The sequence below is a fragment of the Enterobacter sp. HMSC16D10 genome (assembly GCF_001807145.1).
In the GTDB taxonomy this organism is placed as follows: Bacteria; Pseudomonadota; Gammaproteobacteria; order Enterobacterales; family Enterobacteriaceae; genus Enterobacter; species Enterobacter roggenkampii.
Window position 1 is genome coordinate 33,299 of record NZ_KV787859.1, and the last position, 17,989, is coordinate 51,287.

21 protein-coding genes are annotated in these 17,989 nt (G+C 54.4%); 11 read left to right on the plus strand and 10 right to left on the minus strand.

Annotated elements, in window-relative coordinates; translation table 11 throughout:
• Positions 1-168: 168 nt before the first annotated feature.
• Positions 169-1,422 (plus strand): chitinase ChiD, encoded by a 1,254-nt coding sequence (locus HMPREF3143_RS07615; RefSeq protein WP_070532484.1) that lies wholly within the window; start codon positions 169-171, stop codon positions 1,420-1,422.
• A gap of 51 nt (positions 1,423-1,473) precedes the next feature.
• Here the strand turns inward: HMPREF3143_RS07615 and HMPREF3143_RS07620 are convergent, their stop codons facing one another.
• Both HMPREF3143_RS07620 and msrB read right to left on the minus strand, forming a co-directional pair.
• The gene (locus HMPREF3143_RS07620; protein WP_070532509.1) at positions 1,474-1,746 is read right to left on the minus strand and encodes a YeaC family protein; all 273 of its coding nucleotides are present in this window, start codon (positions 1,744-1,746) and stop codon (positions 1,474-1,476) included.
• A 41-nt stretch (positions 1,747-1,787) separates the two neighbouring features.
• Complete coding sequence (gene msrB, locus HMPREF3143_RS07625; RefSeq protein WP_008500710.1) at positions 1,788-2,201, minus strand: peptide-methionine (R)-S-oxide reductase MsrB; 414 nt, start codon at positions 2,199-2,201, stop codon at positions 1,788-1,790.
• A gap of 341 nt (positions 2,202-2,542) precedes the next feature.
• On the opposite strand from msrB, the gene gapA reads away from it, so the two are divergent.
• Together gapA and HMPREF3143_RS07635 are read left to right on the plus strand one after the other, a co-directional pair.
• Positions 2,543-3,538 (plus strand): glyceraldehyde-3-phosphate dehydrogenase, encoded by a 996-nt coding sequence (gene gapA, locus HMPREF3143_RS07630; RefSeq protein WP_006809136.1) that lies wholly within the window; start codon positions 2,543-2,545, stop codon positions 3,536-3,538.
• A gap of 72 nt (positions 3,539-3,610) precedes the next feature.
• A complete protein-coding gene (locus HMPREF3143_RS07635) occupies positions 3,611-4,495 on the plus strand; it encodes a D-hexose-6-phosphate mutarotase (RefSeq protein ID WP_070532487.1) in 885 nt (294 codons plus the stop codon).
• A 78-nt stretch (positions 4,496-4,573) separates the two neighbouring features.
• On the opposite strand, the gene HMPREF3143_RS07640 is transcribed toward HMPREF3143_RS07635, so the two are convergent.
• Complete coding sequence (locus HMPREF3143_RS07640) at positions 4,574-5,320, minus strand: MipA/OmpV family protein (RefSeq protein WP_021241048.1); 747 nt, start codon at positions 5,318-5,320, stop codon at positions 4,574-4,576.
• Positions 5,321-5,751: 431 nt separating this feature from the next.
• Here HMPREF3143_RS07640 and yeaG point away from each other — a divergent pair, with 431 nt between their 5' ends.
• The 3 genes from yeaG to HMPREF3143_RS07655 all read left to right on the plus strand — a co-directional run bounded on the left by yeaG (position 5,752) and on the right by HMPREF3143_RS07655 (position 9,644).
• Positions 5,752-7,686, plus strand: coding sequence for a protein kinase YeaG (yeaG, locus tag HMPREF3143_RS07645; RefSeq protein WP_008500713.1), 1,935 nt, complete (start codon positions 5,752-5,754; stop codon positions 7,684-7,686).
• A 74-nt stretch (positions 7,687-7,760) separates the two neighbouring features.
• Entirely contained in the window at positions 7,761-9,044 is a 1,284-nt protein-coding gene (locus HMPREF3143_RS07650; RefSeq protein ID WP_023292702.1) for a YeaH/YhbH family protein, read from the plus strand.
• A 99-nt stretch (positions 9,045-9,143) separates the two neighbouring features.
• Entirely contained in the window at positions 9,144-9,644 is a 501-nt protein-coding gene (locus HMPREF3143_RS07655) for a YbaK/prolyl-tRNA synthetase associated domain-containing protein (RefSeq protein WP_070532490.1), read from the plus strand.
• A 20-nt stretch (positions 9,645-9,664) separates the two neighbouring features.
• Here the strand turns inward: HMPREF3143_RS07655 and yoaI are convergent, their stop codons facing one another.
• Positions 9,665-9,769, minus strand: coding sequence for a small membrane protein YoaI (gene yoaI, locus HMPREF3143_RS25545; protein ID WP_010430055.1), 105 nt, complete (start codon positions 9,767-9,769; stop codon positions 9,665-9,667).
• Positions 9,770-9,913: 144 nt separating this feature from the next.
• On the opposite strand from yoaI, the gene HMPREF3143_RS07660 reads away from it, so the two are divergent.
• Positions 9,914-10,360 carry a DUF441 domain-containing protein gene (locus HMPREF3143_RS07660; RefSeq protein ID WP_008500737.1) on the plus strand — a complete coding sequence of 149 codons (447 nt, stop codon included), beginning with the start codon at positions 9,914-9,916 and terminating at the stop codon, positions 10,358-10,360.
• Here the strand turns inward: HMPREF3143_RS07660 and HMPREF3143_RS07665 are convergent.
• A complete protein-coding gene (locus HMPREF3143_RS07665) occupies positions 10,344-11,135 on the minus strand; it encodes an AraC family transcriptional regulator (RefSeq protein WP_008500738.1) in 792 nt (263 codons plus the stop codon). The genes HMPREF3143_RS07660 and HMPREF3143_RS07665 overlap by 17 nt on opposite strands.
• Before the next feature lie 99 nt (positions 11,136-11,234).
• Between HMPREF3143_RS07665 and HMPREF3143_RS07670 the strand changes: the two genes are divergently transcribed.
• Positions 11,235-12,422 carry a CynX/NimT family MFS transporter gene (locus HMPREF3143_RS07670; RefSeq protein WP_021241045.1) on the plus strand — a complete coding sequence of 396 codons (1,188 nt, stop codon included), beginning with the start codon at positions 11,235-11,237 and terminating at the stop codon, positions 12,420-12,422.
• A gap of 31 nt (positions 12,423-12,453) precedes the next feature.
• Here the strand turns inward: HMPREF3143_RS07670 and HMPREF3143_RS07675 are convergent, their stop codons facing one another.
• Complete coding sequence (locus HMPREF3143_RS07675) at positions 12,454-13,161, minus strand: CTP synthase C-terminal region-related (seleno)protein (protein ID WP_070532493.1); 708 nt, start codon at positions 13,159-13,161, stop codon at positions 12,454-12,456.
• 101 nt (positions 13,162-13,262) lie between these two features.
• On the opposite strand from HMPREF3143_RS07675, the gene HMPREF3143_RS07680 reads away from it, so the two are divergent.
• A complete protein-coding gene (locus HMPREF3143_RS07680) occupies positions 13,263-13,607 on the plus strand; it encodes a DUF488 domain-containing protein (RefSeq protein WP_023292705.1) in 345 nt (114 codons plus the stop codon).
• Here the strand turns inward: HMPREF3143_RS07680 and HMPREF3143_RS07685 are convergent, their stop codons facing one another.
• Positions 13,608-13,913: a nuclear transport factor 2 family protein gene (locus HMPREF3143_RS07685; RefSeq protein ID WP_008500742.1), complete on the minus strand. Its 306-nt coding sequence runs from the start codon at positions 13,911-13,913 to the stop codon at positions 13,608-13,610. It abuts the gene before it with no gap.
• A gap of 80 nt (positions 13,914-13,993) precedes the next feature.
• Positions 13,994-14,248 carry a putative hemolysin gene (locus HMPREF3143_RS07690; protein ID WP_008500743.1) on the minus strand — a complete coding sequence of 85 codons (255 nt, stop codon included), beginning with the start codon at positions 14,246-14,248 and terminating at the stop codon, positions 13,994-13,996.
• A 309-nt stretch (positions 14,249-14,557) separates the two neighbouring features.
• Here HMPREF3143_RS07690 and HMPREF3143_RS07695 point away from each other — a divergent pair, with 309 nt between their 5' ends.
• Positions 14,558-15,586, plus strand: coding sequence for a sensor domain-containing diguanylate cyclase (locus tag HMPREF3143_RS07695; RefSeq protein WP_032675998.1), 1,029 nt, complete (start codon positions 14,558-14,560; stop codon positions 15,584-15,586).
• A gap of 45 nt (positions 15,587-15,631) precedes the next feature.
• Entirely contained in the window at positions 15,632-15,730 is a 99-nt protein-coding gene (locus tag HMPREF3143_RS25550; protein ID WP_014883431.1) for a YoaK family small membrane protein, read from the plus strand.
• A gap of 130 nt (positions 15,731-15,860) precedes the next feature.
• Here HMPREF3143_RS25550 and HMPREF3143_RS07700 read toward each other — a convergent pair whose 3' ends face one another.
• Positions 15,861-16,109 carry a GlsB/YeaQ/YmgE family stress response membrane protein gene (locus tag HMPREF3143_RS07700; protein WP_008500746.1) on the minus strand — a complete coding sequence of 83 codons (249 nt, stop codon included), beginning with the start codon at positions 16,107-16,109 and terminating at the stop codon, positions 15,861-15,863.
• 285 nt (positions 16,110-16,394) lie between these two features.
• A complete protein-coding gene (locus HMPREF3143_RS07705; RefSeq protein WP_023292707.1) occupies positions 16,395-17,867 on the minus strand; it encodes a sensor domain-containing diguanylate cyclase in 1,473 nt (490 codons plus the stop codon).
• Positions 17,868-17,989 lie beyond the last annotated feature (122 nt).

Consider the following 17,989-nt stretch of genomic DNA (forward strand, 5'->3'; position numbering starts at 1 on the left):
TGTAGGCCGGGTAAGCGTCAGCGCCACCCGGCAAACCCCCTCCGATCTCCCATAAAGTGAACTCCCTCGCAACCTCAGCGAAGCGGCAATGCTATTCTCTTTAGGCTGTTTTTTCGCCACGCCTTTTCCGTGGCGTGGTTAATTTTATTAAGTCAAAGAGGAACTTGTATGAAACGTTTGCCCTTGCTGGCAGCACTACCCTTGCTTTGCGCGTCAGTTGCCTCCGCCAGTTCCCTGATGTCCGTGGGCTACTTTAACGGGGGTGGCGACGTCACCGCCGGACCGGGTGGCGATATCAATAAGCTGGACGTTCGCCAGATCACCCACCTGAACTACTCGTTTGGTCTGGTCTATAACGACGAAAAAGACGAAACCAACGCCGCGCTGAAAGATCCGGCGAAGCTGCATCAAATCTGGCTATCGCCAAAAGTGGCGTCCGACCTGGCCTTGATCCCCACCCTGCGTAAGCAAAACCCAAAGCTTAAGGTCCTGCTCTCCGTCGGCGGCTGGGGCGCGCGTGGCTTCTCTGGCGCAGCGGCAACCCAAGAGAGTCGCGCGGTGTTCATCCGCTCCGCGCAGGAGATTGTTGAAAAATATGGTCTGGACGGGATCGACCTCGACTGGGAGTATCCGGTCAACGGCGCCTGGGGCCTGGTGGCTAGCCAGCCCGCCGACAGGGATAACTTTACCGCCCTGCTGAAGGAGATGCGCGACGCGTTCGGGCATAAAAAGCTGGTGACCATTGCGGTAGGCGCGAATGCGGAAAGTCCGAAAAGCTGGGTGGATGTGAAAGCCATTGCGCCCCTGCTCGATTACATCAACCTGATGACCTACGACATGGCGTACGGCACGCAGTATTTCAATGCCAACCTGTACGACTCCAGCGCCTGGCCGACGGTGGCCGCCGCGGACAAATACAGCGTCGATTTTGTGGTGAACAACTATCTGGCCGCCGGGCTGAAGCCACAGCAGATGAATCTCGGGATTGGTTTCTATGGCCGCGTACCGAAACGCGCCGTGGAGCCGGGCATTGACTGGACGAAACCCGATGCGCAAAAAAATCCGGCCACTCAGCCCTACTTCGGGCCGCAGGAGATCGGGTTGTTCAAGTCGCTCGGCTATGACCTGACCAAAGATACCTACGTGAAGTACAACGATATCGTCAAAACGCTGCTGAACGATCCGCAAAAACGCTTTACCGAGCACTGGGACGACCAGGCGAAAGTGCCGTGGCTTTCGGTGAAGGGTGCCGATGGCAACGCGCTGTTTGCGATTTCGTATGAGAACCCGCGATCCGTGGCGATCAAAGCGGACTACATCAAACAGAAAGGGCTCGCCGGAGCGATGTTCTGGGAGTACGGCGCGGATGACGAAAACCAGTTAGCGAAGCAGCTGGCGGCGTCGCTCGGGATCCCACACTAAGGTGTAGTGTGCCGGGTGGCGCTAGCGCTTACCCGGCCTACAGGGAGAGCCTTATTTGAAAGTCGCAATCGGCTTCGGCGTGATACCGAAGTCCTCTTTCAGCTCACGCTTGCTCTTCATCACCATCTGACCACGGGTGTCGATCGTCATGTGCTGCGCGTCAGTGTTGTTGCGCGCCTGCCACAGCATCACCAGCTGCAGGCTGTTCTCTTTCTGCTCCGGGGTCAGCTCGACGCCATCGGGCCATTTTCCCAGCTCTACGGCGGTGACCAGACGCTGATAAATTTCCGGCGTCATCCCGCTAATCATGTCTTCAATATTCACAATCCCGCCCTTTCGAAGGAATAATTTGCTGAATCGTTTTTTCAACCCTTAATCTGGTCGCCATTCTCATCATCGGTGAAGCTCATTGAGGCTGAATTCACGCAGAAACGCTCGCCCGTTGGCTGAGGGCCATCCGGGAAGACGTGGCCAAGGTGCGCATCGCAGTTGCCACAGCGAATTTCCGTGCGCACCATGCCGTGCGACGAGTCGGTCAGATAGCGGATAGCCTCATCACTCACCGGCTCGTAAAAGCTCGGCCAGCCGCAGCCCGAATCAAATTTCGTTTGGGAATTGAACAGCGGAGCATCACAGACCAGGCAGTGGTAGACGCCGTCTCGCTTGTTGTGCAGTAAACGCCCGGTGAACGGCGGTTCCGTCCCGTGGTTTTGCGTCACGTAAAACTGCATTTCTGTGAGGTTTTTTTTCAAATCGTCGGGGTTACGTTGGTTCGACATATGCTTACATCTCGCTGTAGAAACAGACATCTTTTACCCCGCATTCTAACAAAACATTAACACCCTTGCGTGCACTTTTGATCTAAACTTATGTGTCGCGAAAAGGCGGTCAGGCAATTGTGATCATATTCACATTTTTATCCTGCGAGGACTTTAAAATTCCGGGCGCAGCCCCCATGTGGTTGCAAGCTCAAAGGGAAAGTGAGGCGAGTCAGTCGCACAAACGTTAGTCACAGGATTGATTTGTCGCAATGATTGACACGATTCCGCTTGACGCTGCGTAAGGTTTTTGTAATTTTACAGGCAACCTTTTATTCACTAACAAATAGCTGGTGGAATATATGACTATCAAAGTAGGTATCAACGGTTTTGGCCGTATCGGCCGTATTGTTTTCCGTGCTGCTCAGAAACGTTCTGACATCGAAATCGTTGGTATCAACGATCTCCTGGACGCTGAATACATGGCGTACATGCTGAAGTACGACTCAACTCACGGTCGTTTCGACGGCACCGTTGAAGTGAAAGACGGCCACCTGGTTGTAAATGGCAAAACCATCCGCGTTACTGCTGAGAAAGACCCAGCTAACCTGAAATGGAACGAAATTGGTGTTGACGTTGTTGCTGAAGCAACCGGTATCTTCCTGACCGACGAAACTGCACGTAAACACATCACTGCGGGTGCGAAGAAAGTTGTTCTGACGGGTCCTTCCAAAGACAACACCCCAATGTTCGTTCGTGGTGCAAACTTCGAAACTTACGCTGGCCAGGACATCGTTTCCAACGCATCCTGCACCACCAACTGCCTGGCACCGCTGGCTAAAGTTATCAACGACAACTTCGGCATCATCGAAGGTCTGATGACTACCGTTCACGCAACCACCGCTACTCAGAAAACCGTTGATGGCCCGTCTCACAAAGACTGGCGCGGCGGCCGTGGCGCGGCTCAGAACATCATCCCATCCTCTACCGGTGCGGCTAAAGCTGTAGGTAAAGTACTGCCAGAACTGAATGGCAAACTGACTGGTATGGCGTTCCGCGTTCCAACTCCTAACGTATCCGTTGTTGACCTGACCGTTCGTCTGGAAAAAGCTGCTTCTTATGAAGAAATTAAGAAAGCAATCAAAGCTGCTTCCGAAGGCCCAATGAAAGGCGTTCTGGGTTACACCGAAGACGACGTTGTATCTACCGATTTCAACGGCGAAGTGTGCACTTCCGTGTTCGATGCTAAAGCAGGTATCGCACTGAACGACAACTTCGTTAAACTGGTATCCTGGTACGACAACGAAACCGGCTACTCTAACAAAGTACTGGACCTGATCGCTCACATCTCCAAATAAGTTGAGATGAGTGTTTGATCCAAAAAGGCGACTTCGGTCGCCTTTTTTATTTATAAGACAGAGGATTGCTTAATGATTAATAAAATTTTTGCACTTCCGGTAGTCGAACAACTTACCCCTGTGCTCTCCCGCCGCCAGATTGACGGTGCTGACGTTATCGTCGTTGACCATCCACGCGTTAAGGCCTCAGTGGCGCTGAACGGCGCCCACCTGCTCTCCTGGAAGCCGGAAGGTGAAGTTGAGGGATTGTGGCTCAGTGATGCGACCTCCTTCAAAAAAGGGGCTGCAATCCGTGGTGGCGTACCGATCTGCTGGCCGTGGTTCGGCCCGTCCGCACAGCCGGGTTTGCCTTCTCACGGTTTTGCCCGTAACCAGCAGTGGACCCTGAAAGCGCATAACGAAGACGACAGCGGCGCCGTGCTGACCTTTGAGCTGCAGGCAAATGACGAAACCCGCGCCCTGTGGCCGCACGATTTCACCCTGTACGCCCGCTTTAAGCTGGGTAAAACCTGTGAAATCGAACTGGAAGCCCACGGCGAGTTCGAAACCACCTCCGCCCTGCACACCTATTTCAACGTGGGTGATATCAGCACTGTGAAGGTGAGTGGCCTTGGCGATACCTTTATCGATAAAGTCGACAACGCGAAAGAAGGCAAACTCAGCGACGGCGTTCAGGCGTTTCCTGACCGTACCGACCGCGTCTATCTGCATCCGGAAGCATGCAGCATGATCCACGACGGTGCCCTGAACCGCGGCATTGAGGTAGTACATCACCATCACAGCAACGTGGTGGGCTGGAACCCGGGCCCTGCACTGTCTGTCAGCATGGCCGACGTGCCTGACGACGGTTATAAAACGTTTGTCTGCGTGGAAACGGCCTGCGTGACTACCCCGCAAAAAGCGAGTGAAGAAAAGCCATCTCGCTTAGGGCAGACGATCCGCATTATTAAGCGATAATCTCGCTGCACCACACTAAAGCAAACGGGGCGCAAGCGCCCCGTTTTGATGCACCAATTGCACAATATAAGTGCGCAATCAGAACTTGTAGGTCACACCGACAGAGAAGATGCCTGCCCAGGACTTATCGACCATCGGGCTGTCTTTCACTTCATCGCTCAGACGCTCATAACGGCCAGTACCGTACACGCTCCAGTCGCCAAGGAAGTTATAGCTCGCGGTCAGCTCCAGGTACGGATCCCAGCCGTCATCTGCGCTGTAGCTCTTCAGACCGCTACGACGGGACTCGTTTTTAGAGACGCCATAATAGTAGTCATTGTAGTTCTCGCTGTTGTACTGCACACCAATACCCGGCGTCAGGGTCAGACCACCGTTGGTGTAACGGTACAGCCACGCCAGATCCCAGATAAAGCCGTTGCTGTTATCCAGCGTATCGCCTGCCAGGGCCGTACGCAGGAAGCCATACTGGGTGTTATGCACATAAGAGAGGCCGGCCATCATCGAGCTTTTACGCTTGTCGAGCTGGCGAAGCGCGTGGCTGTCGCTGTCACCCGGCTTGAAGTGCGTAGGATCGTAGTACGCCATGATGGAAAGCTTATCGGCCGTATCGTTCCACAGATAGTAGCCGCCGCCGAGCCCACGGAACCAGACGTTATCGCCTTCATAGGTGATAACCGGGACAGGATAAACATCACGGTCATACTGTTTGTACGGGCTGTTAATGACGCCAACACCCGCGCCAACCGTCCACTGACTTTCCGCCTGTGCGGTGCTTACTGCGGTCGCGGCAAGGATGCCTAATGCCAGAAGTTTGAGTTTGGTCACAATCCATTCTTTCCTGTAGTCAAATAATCAGCGGGTGAAGTGTAACCGCCATTCCCGTACATCCCAAAATTTTTTGCCTGCTAATCAGTCTGATTAACCCATTATTTTTAACTTATCAGATGACAACCGGCTTTCATTTACATGACCGCTGAATGAAAAATGTGCTTTTGCCTTATTACCAGAGTGGAAATTTTTGGATGAGTTATTGATATGTCATTGAAAGTAGATTTTATGGGCATGCAAGTTTTGCAAATGCCATCTACGCTTTAATTTAAGAAGAGTTTTCCTGAACACCCTGCGGTTCTTAGCGTCTGACCTGGCACACAGGTTGCTGCTCTGGCAGTGAGGTGCGAGAGATTCTCTTCCGGGAGCCTCCACTACTCATACGAACGGCTCTTATCCTGTGCTAAAAAACGAAAGGACGGCATGCCATGAATATATTCGATCACTATCGCCAGCGCTATGAAGCTGCCAAGGACGAAGAGTTCACACTGCAGGAGTTTCTTACCATCTGTCGGCAAGATCGCAGTGCCTATGCCAATGCGGCAGAACGGCTATTGATGGCTATTGGTGAGCCAAACATGGTTGACACTGCCCTGGAACCCCGGCTTTCCCGTCTCTTTTCGAATCGGGTGGTCGCCCGATACCCGGCGTTTGAAGAGTTCTATGGCATGGAAGATGCCATAGAGCAGATTGTCTCCTACCTGAAGCATGCCGCTCAGGGTCTGGAAGAGAAGAAACAGATTCTCTATTTACTCGGCCCCGTGGGCGGCGGTAAATCCTCGCTGGCGGAACGCCTGAAGTCGCTGATGCAGCGCGTGCCTATCTATGTCCTGAGCGCCAACGGCGAGCGCAGCCCGGTGAATGACCACCCGCTGTGCTTGTTCAATCCGCAGGAAGATGCGCAGATTCTGGATAAAGAGTACGGCATCCCGCGTCGCTACCTCGGCACCATCATGTCGCCGTGGGCGGCAAAACGCCTGCATGAGTTTGGTGGCGACATCACCAAATTCCGCGTGGTGAAAGTCTGGCCGTCGATCCTGGAACAGATCGCCATCGCTAAAACGGAACCCGGTGATGAGAACAACCAGGATATTTCGGCGCTGGTCGGTAAGGTCGACATCCGCAAGCTGGAAAACTTCGCGCAAAACGACCCGGATGCCTACGGTTACTCTGGCGCGCTGTGCCGGGCTAACCAGGGGATTATGGAATTCGTCGAGATGTTTAAAGCGCCCATCAAGGTGCTGCATCCGCTGCTGACGGCCACTCAGGAAGGAAACTACAACGGGACGGAAGGTATCTCCGCCCTGCCGTTTAACGGGATCATTCTCGCCCACTCGAACGAATCTGAATGGGTGACCTTCCGTAACAACAAAAACAACGAGGCCTTCCTTGACCGCGTGTACATCGTCAAGGTGCCTTACTGCCTGCGGATCTCCGAAGAGATCAAAATTTACGAGAAACTGCTTAACCACAGTGAGCTGGTGCATGCGCCGTGCGCGCCGGGCACGCTGGAAACGCTGTCTCGCTTCTCCATCCTGTCGCGCCTGAAAGAGCCGGAAAACTCCAGCATCTACTCGAAAATGCGCGTCTATGACGGTGAGAGCCTGAAGGATACCGATCCGAAAGCGAAGTCGTATCAGGAGTATCGCGACTACGCCGGGGTTGATGAAGGGATGAACGGTCTGTCCACGCGCTTCGCGTTTAAGATCCTCTCCCGCGTCTTTAACTTCGACCATGCGGAAGTGGCGGCCAACCCGGTGCATCTGTTCTACGTGCTGGAGCAGCAAATCGAGCGCGAGCAGTTCCCGCAGGAGCAGGCTGAACGCTACCTTGAGTTCCTGAAAGGTTATCTGATCCCGAAATACGCCGAGTTCATTGGCAAAGAGATCCAGACGGCCTACCTGGAATCCTATTCAGAATACGGGCAGAACATTTTTGACCGTTATGTCACCTACGCTGACTTCTGGATCCAGGATCAGGAGTACCGCGACCCGGATACCGGCCAGCTGTTTGACCGTGAATCCCTGAACGCGGAGCTGGAAAAAATCGAGAAGCCTGCCGGGATCAGCAACCCGAAAGACTTCCGTAATGAGATTGTGAACTTCGTCCTGCGCGCCAGAGCGCATAACAACGGGCGCAATCCGAACTGGACCAGCTACGAGAAGCTGCGCACGGTCATTGAGAAGAAAATGTTCTCCAATACCGAAGAGCTGCTGCCGGTGATCTCGTTTAACGCCAAAACCTCAACCGATGAACAGAAAAAACACGACGATTTTGTCGACCGTATGATGGAAAAAGGCTACACCCGCAAACAGGTCCGCCTGCTCTGCGAATGGTACCTGCGCGTGCGTAAATCGTCTTAAAACAAGTGCCCGGCGGCGCTTAGCGCCTGCCGGGCCTACAAAATGCAAGTTGGCAAATGCAGTACGGGGGGTATATGACCTGGTTTATTGACCGGCGTCTTAACGGCAAAAACAAGAGCACGGTGAACCGCCAGCGCTTCTTGCGTCGTTATAAAGCGCAAATTAAACAGTCTATCTCCGAGGCCATCAACAAACGCTCGGTGACCGACGTCGACAGCGGCGAGTCTGTCTCCATCCCCACCGATGACATCAGCGAACCGATGTTTCATCAGGGGCGAGGCGGCCTGCGCCATCGCGTACACCCAGGTAATGACCACTTCGTTCAGAACGACAGAATTGAGCGCCCTCAGGGCGGCGGCGGTGGTTCAGGAAGCGGTCAGGGACAGGCCAGCCAGGACGGTGAAGGTCAGGACGAATTTGTCTTCCAGATCTCAAAAGATGAATATCTCGACCTGCTGTTCGAAGACCTGGCGCTGCCGAATCTGAAAAAGAATCAGCATCGTCAGCTTAATGAATATAAAACCCACCGCGCGGGCTATACCGCCAACGGCGTGCCCGCCAACATCAGCGTCGTGCGTTCGTTGCAGAACTCGCTGGCGCGACGCACGGCCATGACGGCAGGCAAACGTCGCGAACTGCGCGAGCTGGAGAGCAGCCTGAAGGTGGTGGAAAATACGGAACCGGCGCAACTGCTGGAAGAGGAGCGCCTGCGTAAAGAGATTGCAGAGCTGAGGGCGAAGATCGAACGGGTCCCGTTTATCGACACCTTCGACCTGCGCTACAAGAACTACGAGAAACGCCCTGAGCCCTCCAGCCAGGCGGTGATGTTCTGTCTGATGGACGTGTCCGGCTCGATGGATCAGGCCACCAAGGATATGGCGAAGCGTTTTTATATCCTGCTCTATCTGTTCCTGAGCAGAACCTATAAGAACGTGGAGGTGGTCTATATCCGCCACCACACCCAGGCAAAAGAAGTGGATGAACATGAGTTCTTCTACTCGCAGGAAACCGGGGGCACCATCGTCTCGAGCGCGCTGAAGCTGATGGATGAAGTGGTCAAAGAGCGCTACGACCCGGCACAGTGGAACATTTATGCCGCGCAGGCGTCGGATGGCGATAACTGGGCCGACGACTCGCCGCTGTGTCACGAGATTCTGGCGAAGAAAATTCTGCCGGTCGTGCGTTACTACAGCTATATCGAAATCACCCGTCGTGCGCACCAGACCCTGTGGCGGGAGTATGAGCATCTGCAATCGATGTTCGATAATTTTGCCATGCAGCATATCCGTGACCAGGATGACATTTATCCGGTGTTCAGGGAGCTGTTCCACAAGCAGTCTGCTACCAGCAACGCATAATCCCACAGCCAGCGAACCCGCTGGCTGTTTTCTTTCGACCCCGTTCATCCCGTGCTAATGTAGACCCCTGCATACTGGATTATCACCGGGAAAATCGTTATGACTGACGACGTTATTGGAACAGGAACCCACCAGCAGCTCATTACCTTACTCACCGAGCAGGGCGCGCGTTTTCGCGTCATGGAGCACGAGGCGGTCGGGAAATGTGAAGCGGTAAGTGAAATTCGCGGAACCGACCTGCGGCAAGGCGCCAAAGCCCTGGTCTGCAAGGTGAAGGGAAACGGCGTAAAGAAACATGTTCTGGCGATCCTCGCCGCCGACCTGCAGGCTGACCTGAGCCAGCTTGCCAACCATTTTGGCGGGCTAAAGGCCTCCCTCGCCAGCCCGGCCGAAGTCGATGCCCTGACCGCCTGCGTTTTCGGCGCTATCCCGCCCTTTAGCTTCCATCCTGACCTGGCGCTGGTTGCCGACCCGCTGCTGTTCGAGCGCTTTGACGAAATCGCGTTTAACGCCGGCCTGCTGGAGAAATCCGTGATTATGGATACCCAGGATTACCTGCGCATCGCCCGTCCTGAGCTCGTCACCTTCCATAAAGCCTAACTGCAACGGCTGACGCCCTGTCAGCCTTTTCGTTCCAGGAACAGCACGGAGGCAACAAGAATAACGGCAATAGCGAAAAACGATGAGGAGATAATCAGCGTTTCCACAAACATGTGATCGTTCATGATGGCGACCCTTTAGCGATATCTGCTTTCGTTTTAATCCGCGTAAATGACAAGGTTATGACAACGATAAAATCTTTTTAACACTGTTCTCTGCCGCGTTTGCGCGTACAGTAAACAGGACCATTATTCTGGCAAGGATTCCCTATGTTTGACCCTACTCTGCTCATTCTTCTGGCACTCGCCGCGCTCGGCTTTATCAGCCATAACACCACCGTCGCCATCTCGATTCTGGTGCTGATTATTGTGCGCGTGACCCCGTTAAATACCTTTTTCCCGTGGATAGAAAAACAAGGCCTCACCATCGGGATCATCATCTTAACCATCGGGGTAATGGCGCCCATCGCCAGCGGCACGCTTCCCGCCTCCACGCTGCTGCACTCGTTTGTAAACTGGAAATCGCTGGTGGCGATCGCGGTGGGGATTTTTGTGTCATGGCTGGGCGGACGCGGCGTAACGCTGATGAGCAGCCAGCCCTCGCTGGTGGCGGGCCTGCTGGTGGGCACCGTGCTGGGCGTGGCGCTCTTTCGCGGCGTGCCGGTCGGCCCGCTGATTGCGGCAGGCCTTGTCTCGCTGTTTATTGGGAAGTCGTAGTCAGGCTGGCCATATAACGCGCCGGCGTCTGGCCCAGTCCCTTCCTGAACATGGTGATAAACGCGGTGGTCGAGTCATAGCCCAGTGACTGGGCCACCTGCTGCACCGATTTGCCGCTTATTAAATGCTGTAACGCCACAATCAGCTGCAGCTGGTGACGCCAGCGGCGGAAGCTCAGACCGGTCTCCTTCACTACCAGCCGCGCCAGGTTGCGCTCGCTCATGGCGAAGTGGCTCGCCCACTGCGCCAGCGTCTGCCAGGCGGCGGGCTCTTCCGCCATCTTCTCGCTCATCAGCCGGATTTTGGGATGGGGCGACACGGGCAGCTGCAGATGCTCCTGTCGCTGGAGCGGCAGCTCGTCAAACAGGACGTCCACCAGACGCGAGGTGGCCGCGAGCTGCAGCTGTTCACGTGATTTTTCCGCGAGCGATAAAATCAGCTCCCGCACCAGGGGGGAGATTTTCAGGGTACAGCAGCGCTCGGGCAGGCTGGCAGCCCCCGGCTCAATGAACAAAAAGCAGAGCTGCGCGCCCGGCGTGGCCCTGTTACTGTGCGGCATCTGTCCAGGGATCCAGACGGCATACTGGGGCGGCACCATCAGCATGGCATTTTCCACTTCACAGGTGATTGCGCCGCCGAGGGCCAGAATCAGCTGCCCCTTACGGTGATGATGAAGCGGAATATATTGTTCCTCCGCCACTACCTGAATGCGAAATGCGACGGCCGCATCGTACTGGCTATCTGGATCGTAGCCTTCCAGTCCCAGACCAATCATCAGTTTGTCCGATATGAGCGATAAACTGTCATTTTAGCCTGATTTCAACCGCTGAGAAAATCGGTATTGTGTGCGCTCGCTTGAACGTATGAGAACATAATGACTACTGCTATTCGCACCTCAGGAAAACACGGCGCGCTGTTGATTGCAGGCATCCTGATGATTGCCACTACGCTTCGCGTCACCTTTACTGGCGCAGCGCCGCTGCTCGATACCATTCGTCTTGATTATGGCTTAAGCACGGCGCAAACCGGTCTGCTGACCACCCTGCCCCTGCTGGCTTTCGCCCTTGTCTCGCCGCTCGCCGCAGGCGTTGCCCGGCGTATCGGCATGGAGCGCAGCCTGTTTATCGCCCTGCTGCTCATTTGCGCCGGGATTGCCGTTCGCTCGCTGCCTTCCGCCGCTTTGCTTTTCATCGGAACGGCGATCGTCGGCTGCGGTATTGCGCTCGGTAATGTGCTGTTACCGGGATTAATTAAGCGTGATTTTCCGGGCCAGGTGGCGAAGCTCACCGGCGCCTATTCCCTGACGATGGGCGTCTCGGCGGCGTTTGGCTCAGCGATGATCGTTCCCCTTGCACAGGGGAGCGCGGGATGGCATGGCGCGCTGCTGATGCTGATGGCGTTTCCGCTGGTCGCACTGCTGCTCTGGCTGCCGCAGTGGCGTCAGAAACACGTCGCAACGGTAACGGGCGCAGGCGCGCTGCAAAACCGCGCGCTCTGGCGCTCGGCCCTCGCCTGGCAGGTGACGCTCTTTTTAGGAATTAACTCGCTGATCTACTACGTCATCATCGGCTGGCTGCCGGCGATATTGCTGAGCCACGGCTACAGCGAAGCGCAGGCCGGTTCGGTGCACGGTCTGTTGCAGCTGGCCACGGCCGTGCCGGGACTCGCCGTTCCGCTGATCCTCCACCGCCTGAAAGATCAGCGAGCGATCGCAGGCTTAGTGGCCCTGATGTGCGCAATAAGCGCGGCAGGATTATGGTTTATGCCCGGAATGGCGGTGATGTGGACGCTGATGTTTGGCTTTGGCACAGGGGCAACAATGATCCTCGGCCTGACGTTCATCGGCCTGCGCGCCAGCTCTGCGCACCAGGCGGCGGCGCTCTCCGGAATGGCACAGTCGATTGGCTACCTGCTTGCCGCCTGCGGCCCGCCGCTGATGGGGAAAATTCACGATACCGCAGGAGACTGGCAAATCCCGCTTCTGGGCTGTGCGCTGGCCGCTGTGATAATGGCTATCTGCGGTGTGTTAGCCGGGCGAGACCGGGAGATCGCGCCCCGTTAAATCCTCAGGCAGACCACCGGGTCTGCCTTTTTTACCCGCGCGCTGCGCGCAGCATCGCCTGCACCAGCACGACCGGGCGTCCTTCCAGCGCGGCACGTTCATGCTGGAATAAGGTGATCACGAAGAACGGGTGCGTCACCAGCTCCGCGGCATGAATTTCACCCCGATCGTCCCAGCCCGTCACATGCATATCACCGCTTTCCAGCGCCTGCGCAAACGCCGGCGACACGCCATAGTTACAGTGATACCCCTCTTCAATTTCGGGCTTGCCGTACGCTTTGGCGATCAGCGTATTATTGCGCAGCTCAATGGCATCCGTTTTTTCCACCAGCGAGCAGGTCAGCGGCGCAATCACCATGGTGCCTTCGGTATCCGTCTCAGCGTGTGCCGCATCAGCCCAGCCCAGCACGTTTCGGGCATACTCAATCAGCGCATGCTGGAACCCGCCGCAGGTGCCCAGGAACGGGATGCCGTTCTCACGGGCGTAGCGCGCGGCAATAAAAGCGGCCGCCGTGTTTTTATAGGGGCTGGCAGGAACCAGCCAGATGGCATCGTAGCCCACCAGATCTTCAGCGCTTGTTAGCTCCGTCGTGGCCAGCCAGTCGTAATCGGCGGTGAGGTCAAGCACTGCAGCGGCGTCGTCAATGGCCAGCGGGATAGCCTGATGCGCAATAACATTGGGATTGTAATCGCCAACCAGCGCAATGCGCAGCGTTGTTTTAACCGGGAGGTGTTCCATGAAAGGTTCCTTATGCCAGAGTATTATCAGATAACATAAGGAACCTCAGACTACCGATCTTTTGCAATTATCACAATACCTTAAATTGGGAGGGTGGAATCATGATTCAGTGCAAACGGGTATACGAACAGGCAAGCCCTGACGACGGCTATAGGATACTGGTGGACAGGCTGTGGCCGCGCGGGCTGAAGAAAACGGATCTCGCGTATGACGAATGGTGTAAAGCGCTCACGCCTTCGAATGAATTACGCAAGGCCTTTCACAGCGACACGATTGATTTCACCGCCTTCAGTCAGGCCTATCGGGAAGAGCTGGCGCAGCAGGCTGACGAGGGCGTGCGTCTGGCGACGCTGGCGCGCAGGCAGACCGTCACCCTGCTCTTTGCTGCCAAAAACACGGAGCAAAATCACGCCCTGGTCTTAGCCGACTGGCTGCGCCATCTGTGATCAGCCGATCGTCAGTTCATCCAGAATTTGCGGCGCTTCATCCGGGGTGAGCGGCATCAGATGTTCGGCGCGGACAAACGCAAAGCCGTGCTGGTTGTCAAAGGCGTAGACATCACCCGTCACCAGCCAAAGCGCGCGATCTGCGGTGACCGGTAATTGCGTCATCACGCCGTTGACCGGGTTAACAAAACGCAGGCCAGGCTGGCAAAGGCCAAACAGCTCAACGGATTTACCAATATTGCGACGGCCTGACGCCGTGCGGGCGCCAACGATCATCGCCATGCTGCCCGGTTTTAGCTGAAACATACTTCTCTCACGATAACGAACGCCAGGAACTGGCTAAGAATAATCTTAAAGAGAAGTGTATCGCAGGCAATATTACTTTGTCACCTGGCGGGTTGCGGATGGTCGCGACGATAGAGCGTCCATTCATCAATCACTTCGCCGCCCGGTAATTTGCACTCGGTACGCACGCCCTGCGGGCTTTGAACCGGGACCTGTTCCCCGCCTTTCTCCAGACAGTAGACGGAAGCTGGGTTCGCCATACCGATAACGTGCGGCGGTTTCGGTGCATCAGGTGGCGTGGTTTTGGCGGTGCAGGCGGCCAGGGGAAGCGCCAGCGCCAGAAGCAGAAATCTCATCTCATTGATCCTTTTGACGTCATCAGAGTCTAAGGGTAACGGGTCATCGCCACGTTCTCCATGATTTCTCCATTTTAACTGCACTTTTCAGCACTATAGTGTGGCATGTTCTCGATATGACCAGAGAACATCATTCCGTAATCAAGATGTCTTTGCCCCGGTCTCAACAACGGGGCTTTTTTTCTCGCCTGCTGCCCGCCCCCTGCATATATTAAATTTTATGTATTCATGTTTTACTATGTCTGAAGCCTAAAAATTCAGCATAACATGCAGATGCAGACGTCTTCTGCCAGGGAGTCATTCTACGTCATGTCGGATCTTATCCTCGCTCGCGTTTCAGAAACCCTTGCCACCGAGCAATCCCTTGAAAGCCTCGTTCGCCAGCTGCTGGAGATGCTGGAGATTGTTACCGACATGGAGTCGACCTACCTGACGAAGGTGGATATCGAAGCGCGGCTGCAGCACATCCTCTACGCCCGCAACAGCAAGCAGATGACGATTCCGGAGGGGCTGAGCGTCCCATGGGATGAGACGCTGTGCAAGCGCGCGCTGGATAGTGACACGATATTCAGCAATGACGTGCCCGAGCGTTGGCCCGAGTGCGAAGCTGCGAAAGCACTTGGCATTACCACCTACATGAGTATTCCTGTCCATCTTGCGGATGGTTCACTTTACGGAACGCTCTGTGCCACCAGCACGGCCAGAAAGCCGCTGAGCGAGCGCGGCGAACAGGTTCTGAAGCTCTTCGCCGGGCTGATCGCCCAGTCCATTCAGAAAGAGTCGCTGGTCACCCAGCTTCGCGAAGCCAATGCGGCCCTCATCGCGCACTCCTATACGGATGCCCTTACCGGTTTACCCAACCGTCGCGCCATTTTTGAAGATCTGACCACCCTCTTTTCTCTGGCCCGGCATCTTAAGCGTAACGCCATCATCGCATTCATCGATCTGGATGATTTCAAACTGATTAACGATCGTTACGGCCACGAGGCTGGCGACCAGTTCCTGATAGAAGTGGGCAAGCGTTTGACGGAAGAGAAACAGCAGGACGATATTATCGGTCGTCTGGGCGGGGATGAATTTCTGGTGGCGTCGCTAAGCCAGCCCCACCAGGACGGGGATAACGCGCAGCTTACGCTGCTCAAAACGCGCCTCAGCGCCTGCATCGCTGGCGAATACTGGCTGGGCAGCGTTCATATTATTTATCCGGGCGCCAGCTTCGGCGTGATCGAAGTGGACCCTGCCGCAACCGATCCTGACAGCGCGTTACGCGCTGCGGATGTCGCGATGTATCAGGATAAGAAAGGAAAAAGCAAATCACGCTTTCTCACTATGGATTAACCCCGTACACTCTACGGCGTTACAGAAACCGAAACAGGTGATGGTATGAGAATAGGGATCCTCTTCCCGGTCGTTATATTTATAACGGCGGTGGTATTTTTAGCGTGGTTTTTTGTCGGCGGTTACGCGGCGCCGGGGGCATAAATGCGGAAGACAACCGTCATTATGCTGATCGTTGCCATCGCGGCGTTTGCCGGCACGCAGCTTGGCTGGTGGTAAACGCCAGTACGTAAAAAGGCCGCCATCTGGCAGCCTTTTTCAACGCTTTCAGACCTTAGCTTTTGATCTTTCTGTAGATAAACAGAACAACCAGCGCACCGATCACCGCGACGGCGAAACTGCCGAAGTTAAAGCCATCGACCTTGCCAAAACCGAACAGCGTACTGATCCAGCCGCCGACTACCGCGCCGACAATACCCAGTATTACGGTGACGATAAACCCACCGCCATCTTTGCCCGGCATGATCCACTTCGCCAGAATACCCGCAATAAGCCCAAAGATAATCCAGGATAAAATTCCCATAACTTTCCTCTCTGTATGGTTTTTGTCATTAAATCAACGACACAAAAAAGAATAGCACAGGATTCCAGAAAGGAAATTTGTGATAAGCATCACAATGAGAGAGTGGGGAATTATTCATCAAAAAAATGTACGGGCCACAGAAACTGTGGGGTTGCATCTTTTGTTGAGAAAGATTATCTTTCTCAACACTGAATAGTTGAGAGAAACACTCAAGTATTCAGTACGACATTGCTCACATTGCTTCCAGTATTTCTTGCCCACTCCTGAGTGGGCTTTTTTTTTTGCTCATACCCCAACAAACGCGTACCGGTTACGTCCCGCGCGTTTCGCCTGATAGAGCGCCTGGTCTGCGGCAATAATGATATTTTGCTGGCTGCCTGCAATGTCGACGGCACGGGCGGTGGAAATTCCGACGCTTACCGTCACCCGGCCGAAGGGACTAAAGGCATGAGCGATTTGCAGCGAGAACACATTGCGAATAATCGTCTGGGCCAGACGAAGTGCCTCCTGAATATCCGCATCCGGCAATATCAGCGCAAACTCCTCTCCGCCGTAGCGCGCCACAAGCTGATTATCACGGGTAAGGCTCTCCCTGAGGCTGTTTCCGAGCATTGCCAGACACCGGTCCCCTTCAGGATGACCATAGTTATCGTTGTATTTTTTGAAGTAGTCCACATCCACGATCAGTACCGAAATCGGCGCGTCATGCGCGGCGCACGTAGCAATTTCCGAGAGGATTTTTTCATCAAAGACGCGGCGATTGTACAGCCCGGTCAACGCATCTTCTGAGGCAATAATCTTCAGCGCTTTGTTATCCCGTGTTTTACGGGACAGGTCGGAATAGAGGAAGTATGACGCGACGATGAGTATCGCCGTGAACACGAAAATGAGTACTGCCAGCTGAATCGCCTGCTTGCGCCAGGGGGCAAGGGCTTCATCAATGCTAACCGCCACGGTGGTGACCAGTCCGTAGCGTCTGTTTTTCTCATAGGCATAAATGCGTTCGATTTTATCAAACCGCGAGATGGAGCTGGCTATCCCCGTATTTTGTACTTTGAGATATTTCCTGAAGAGCGGTGAATCAGAAACAATCGTGCCGATATAGGTATTTTTAAAGGGATAACGGACCAGCAGCACGCCTGATTGCGTCGTTAAGCCGATGACGCCCGAGTGGCCGATATTAATCTGCCCGTAGAGTGCCAGAAAATTTTCAATACCGAGCGTCACCACCACGACACCGTTAAATGCCCCGGACTGGGTTTCAAGGCGCCGACTGAGGGTGATAACCCATTTGCCATTGGTTCTGCTTACCACCGGCTCCCCAATAAAGACCTGCTGAGTTTTATTTTCCTGGTGATAGATAAAAAACTCTCTGTCCGAGCCTTTGCGCGGCCCCGTGAAACTTTCATGCAGCGCGGTGAAGATATCGCCCTGAGCATTGTAAACAACCACATTATTAATCTGGGTAAGAAGGTTATCCTGATTATGGATCATGTGCTGAATATTGGTCGCCTGCTGCGGGGTCATGCCATAAATTTCGATTATGTCGGAAACGGTAGTAATTAACATTTCACTCTGGCGCATGATCCCTTCAGTATAAACATCCAGGGTGTGGCTAAGATTAGCGACGCTGGTATTAATTTGCTGGATTGACTGCTGTCTGGACGTGGCAATTTGGACGGCAAGCGCCAGCGAGATGATCAATGAGACAATGATGACGGTAATGGTTGTTGTGTAAAAAGTATTTTTCACATGCACGAGCTTTTCCACCTTATCACGCCTGATATCCCTGGCTGACAACTCTTGTCACTGTAACAAAGCTCAGGATAAGAGGAAAATGAATTGCACTTAAGCATACAACAGAAGCTCGTCTTTATTTT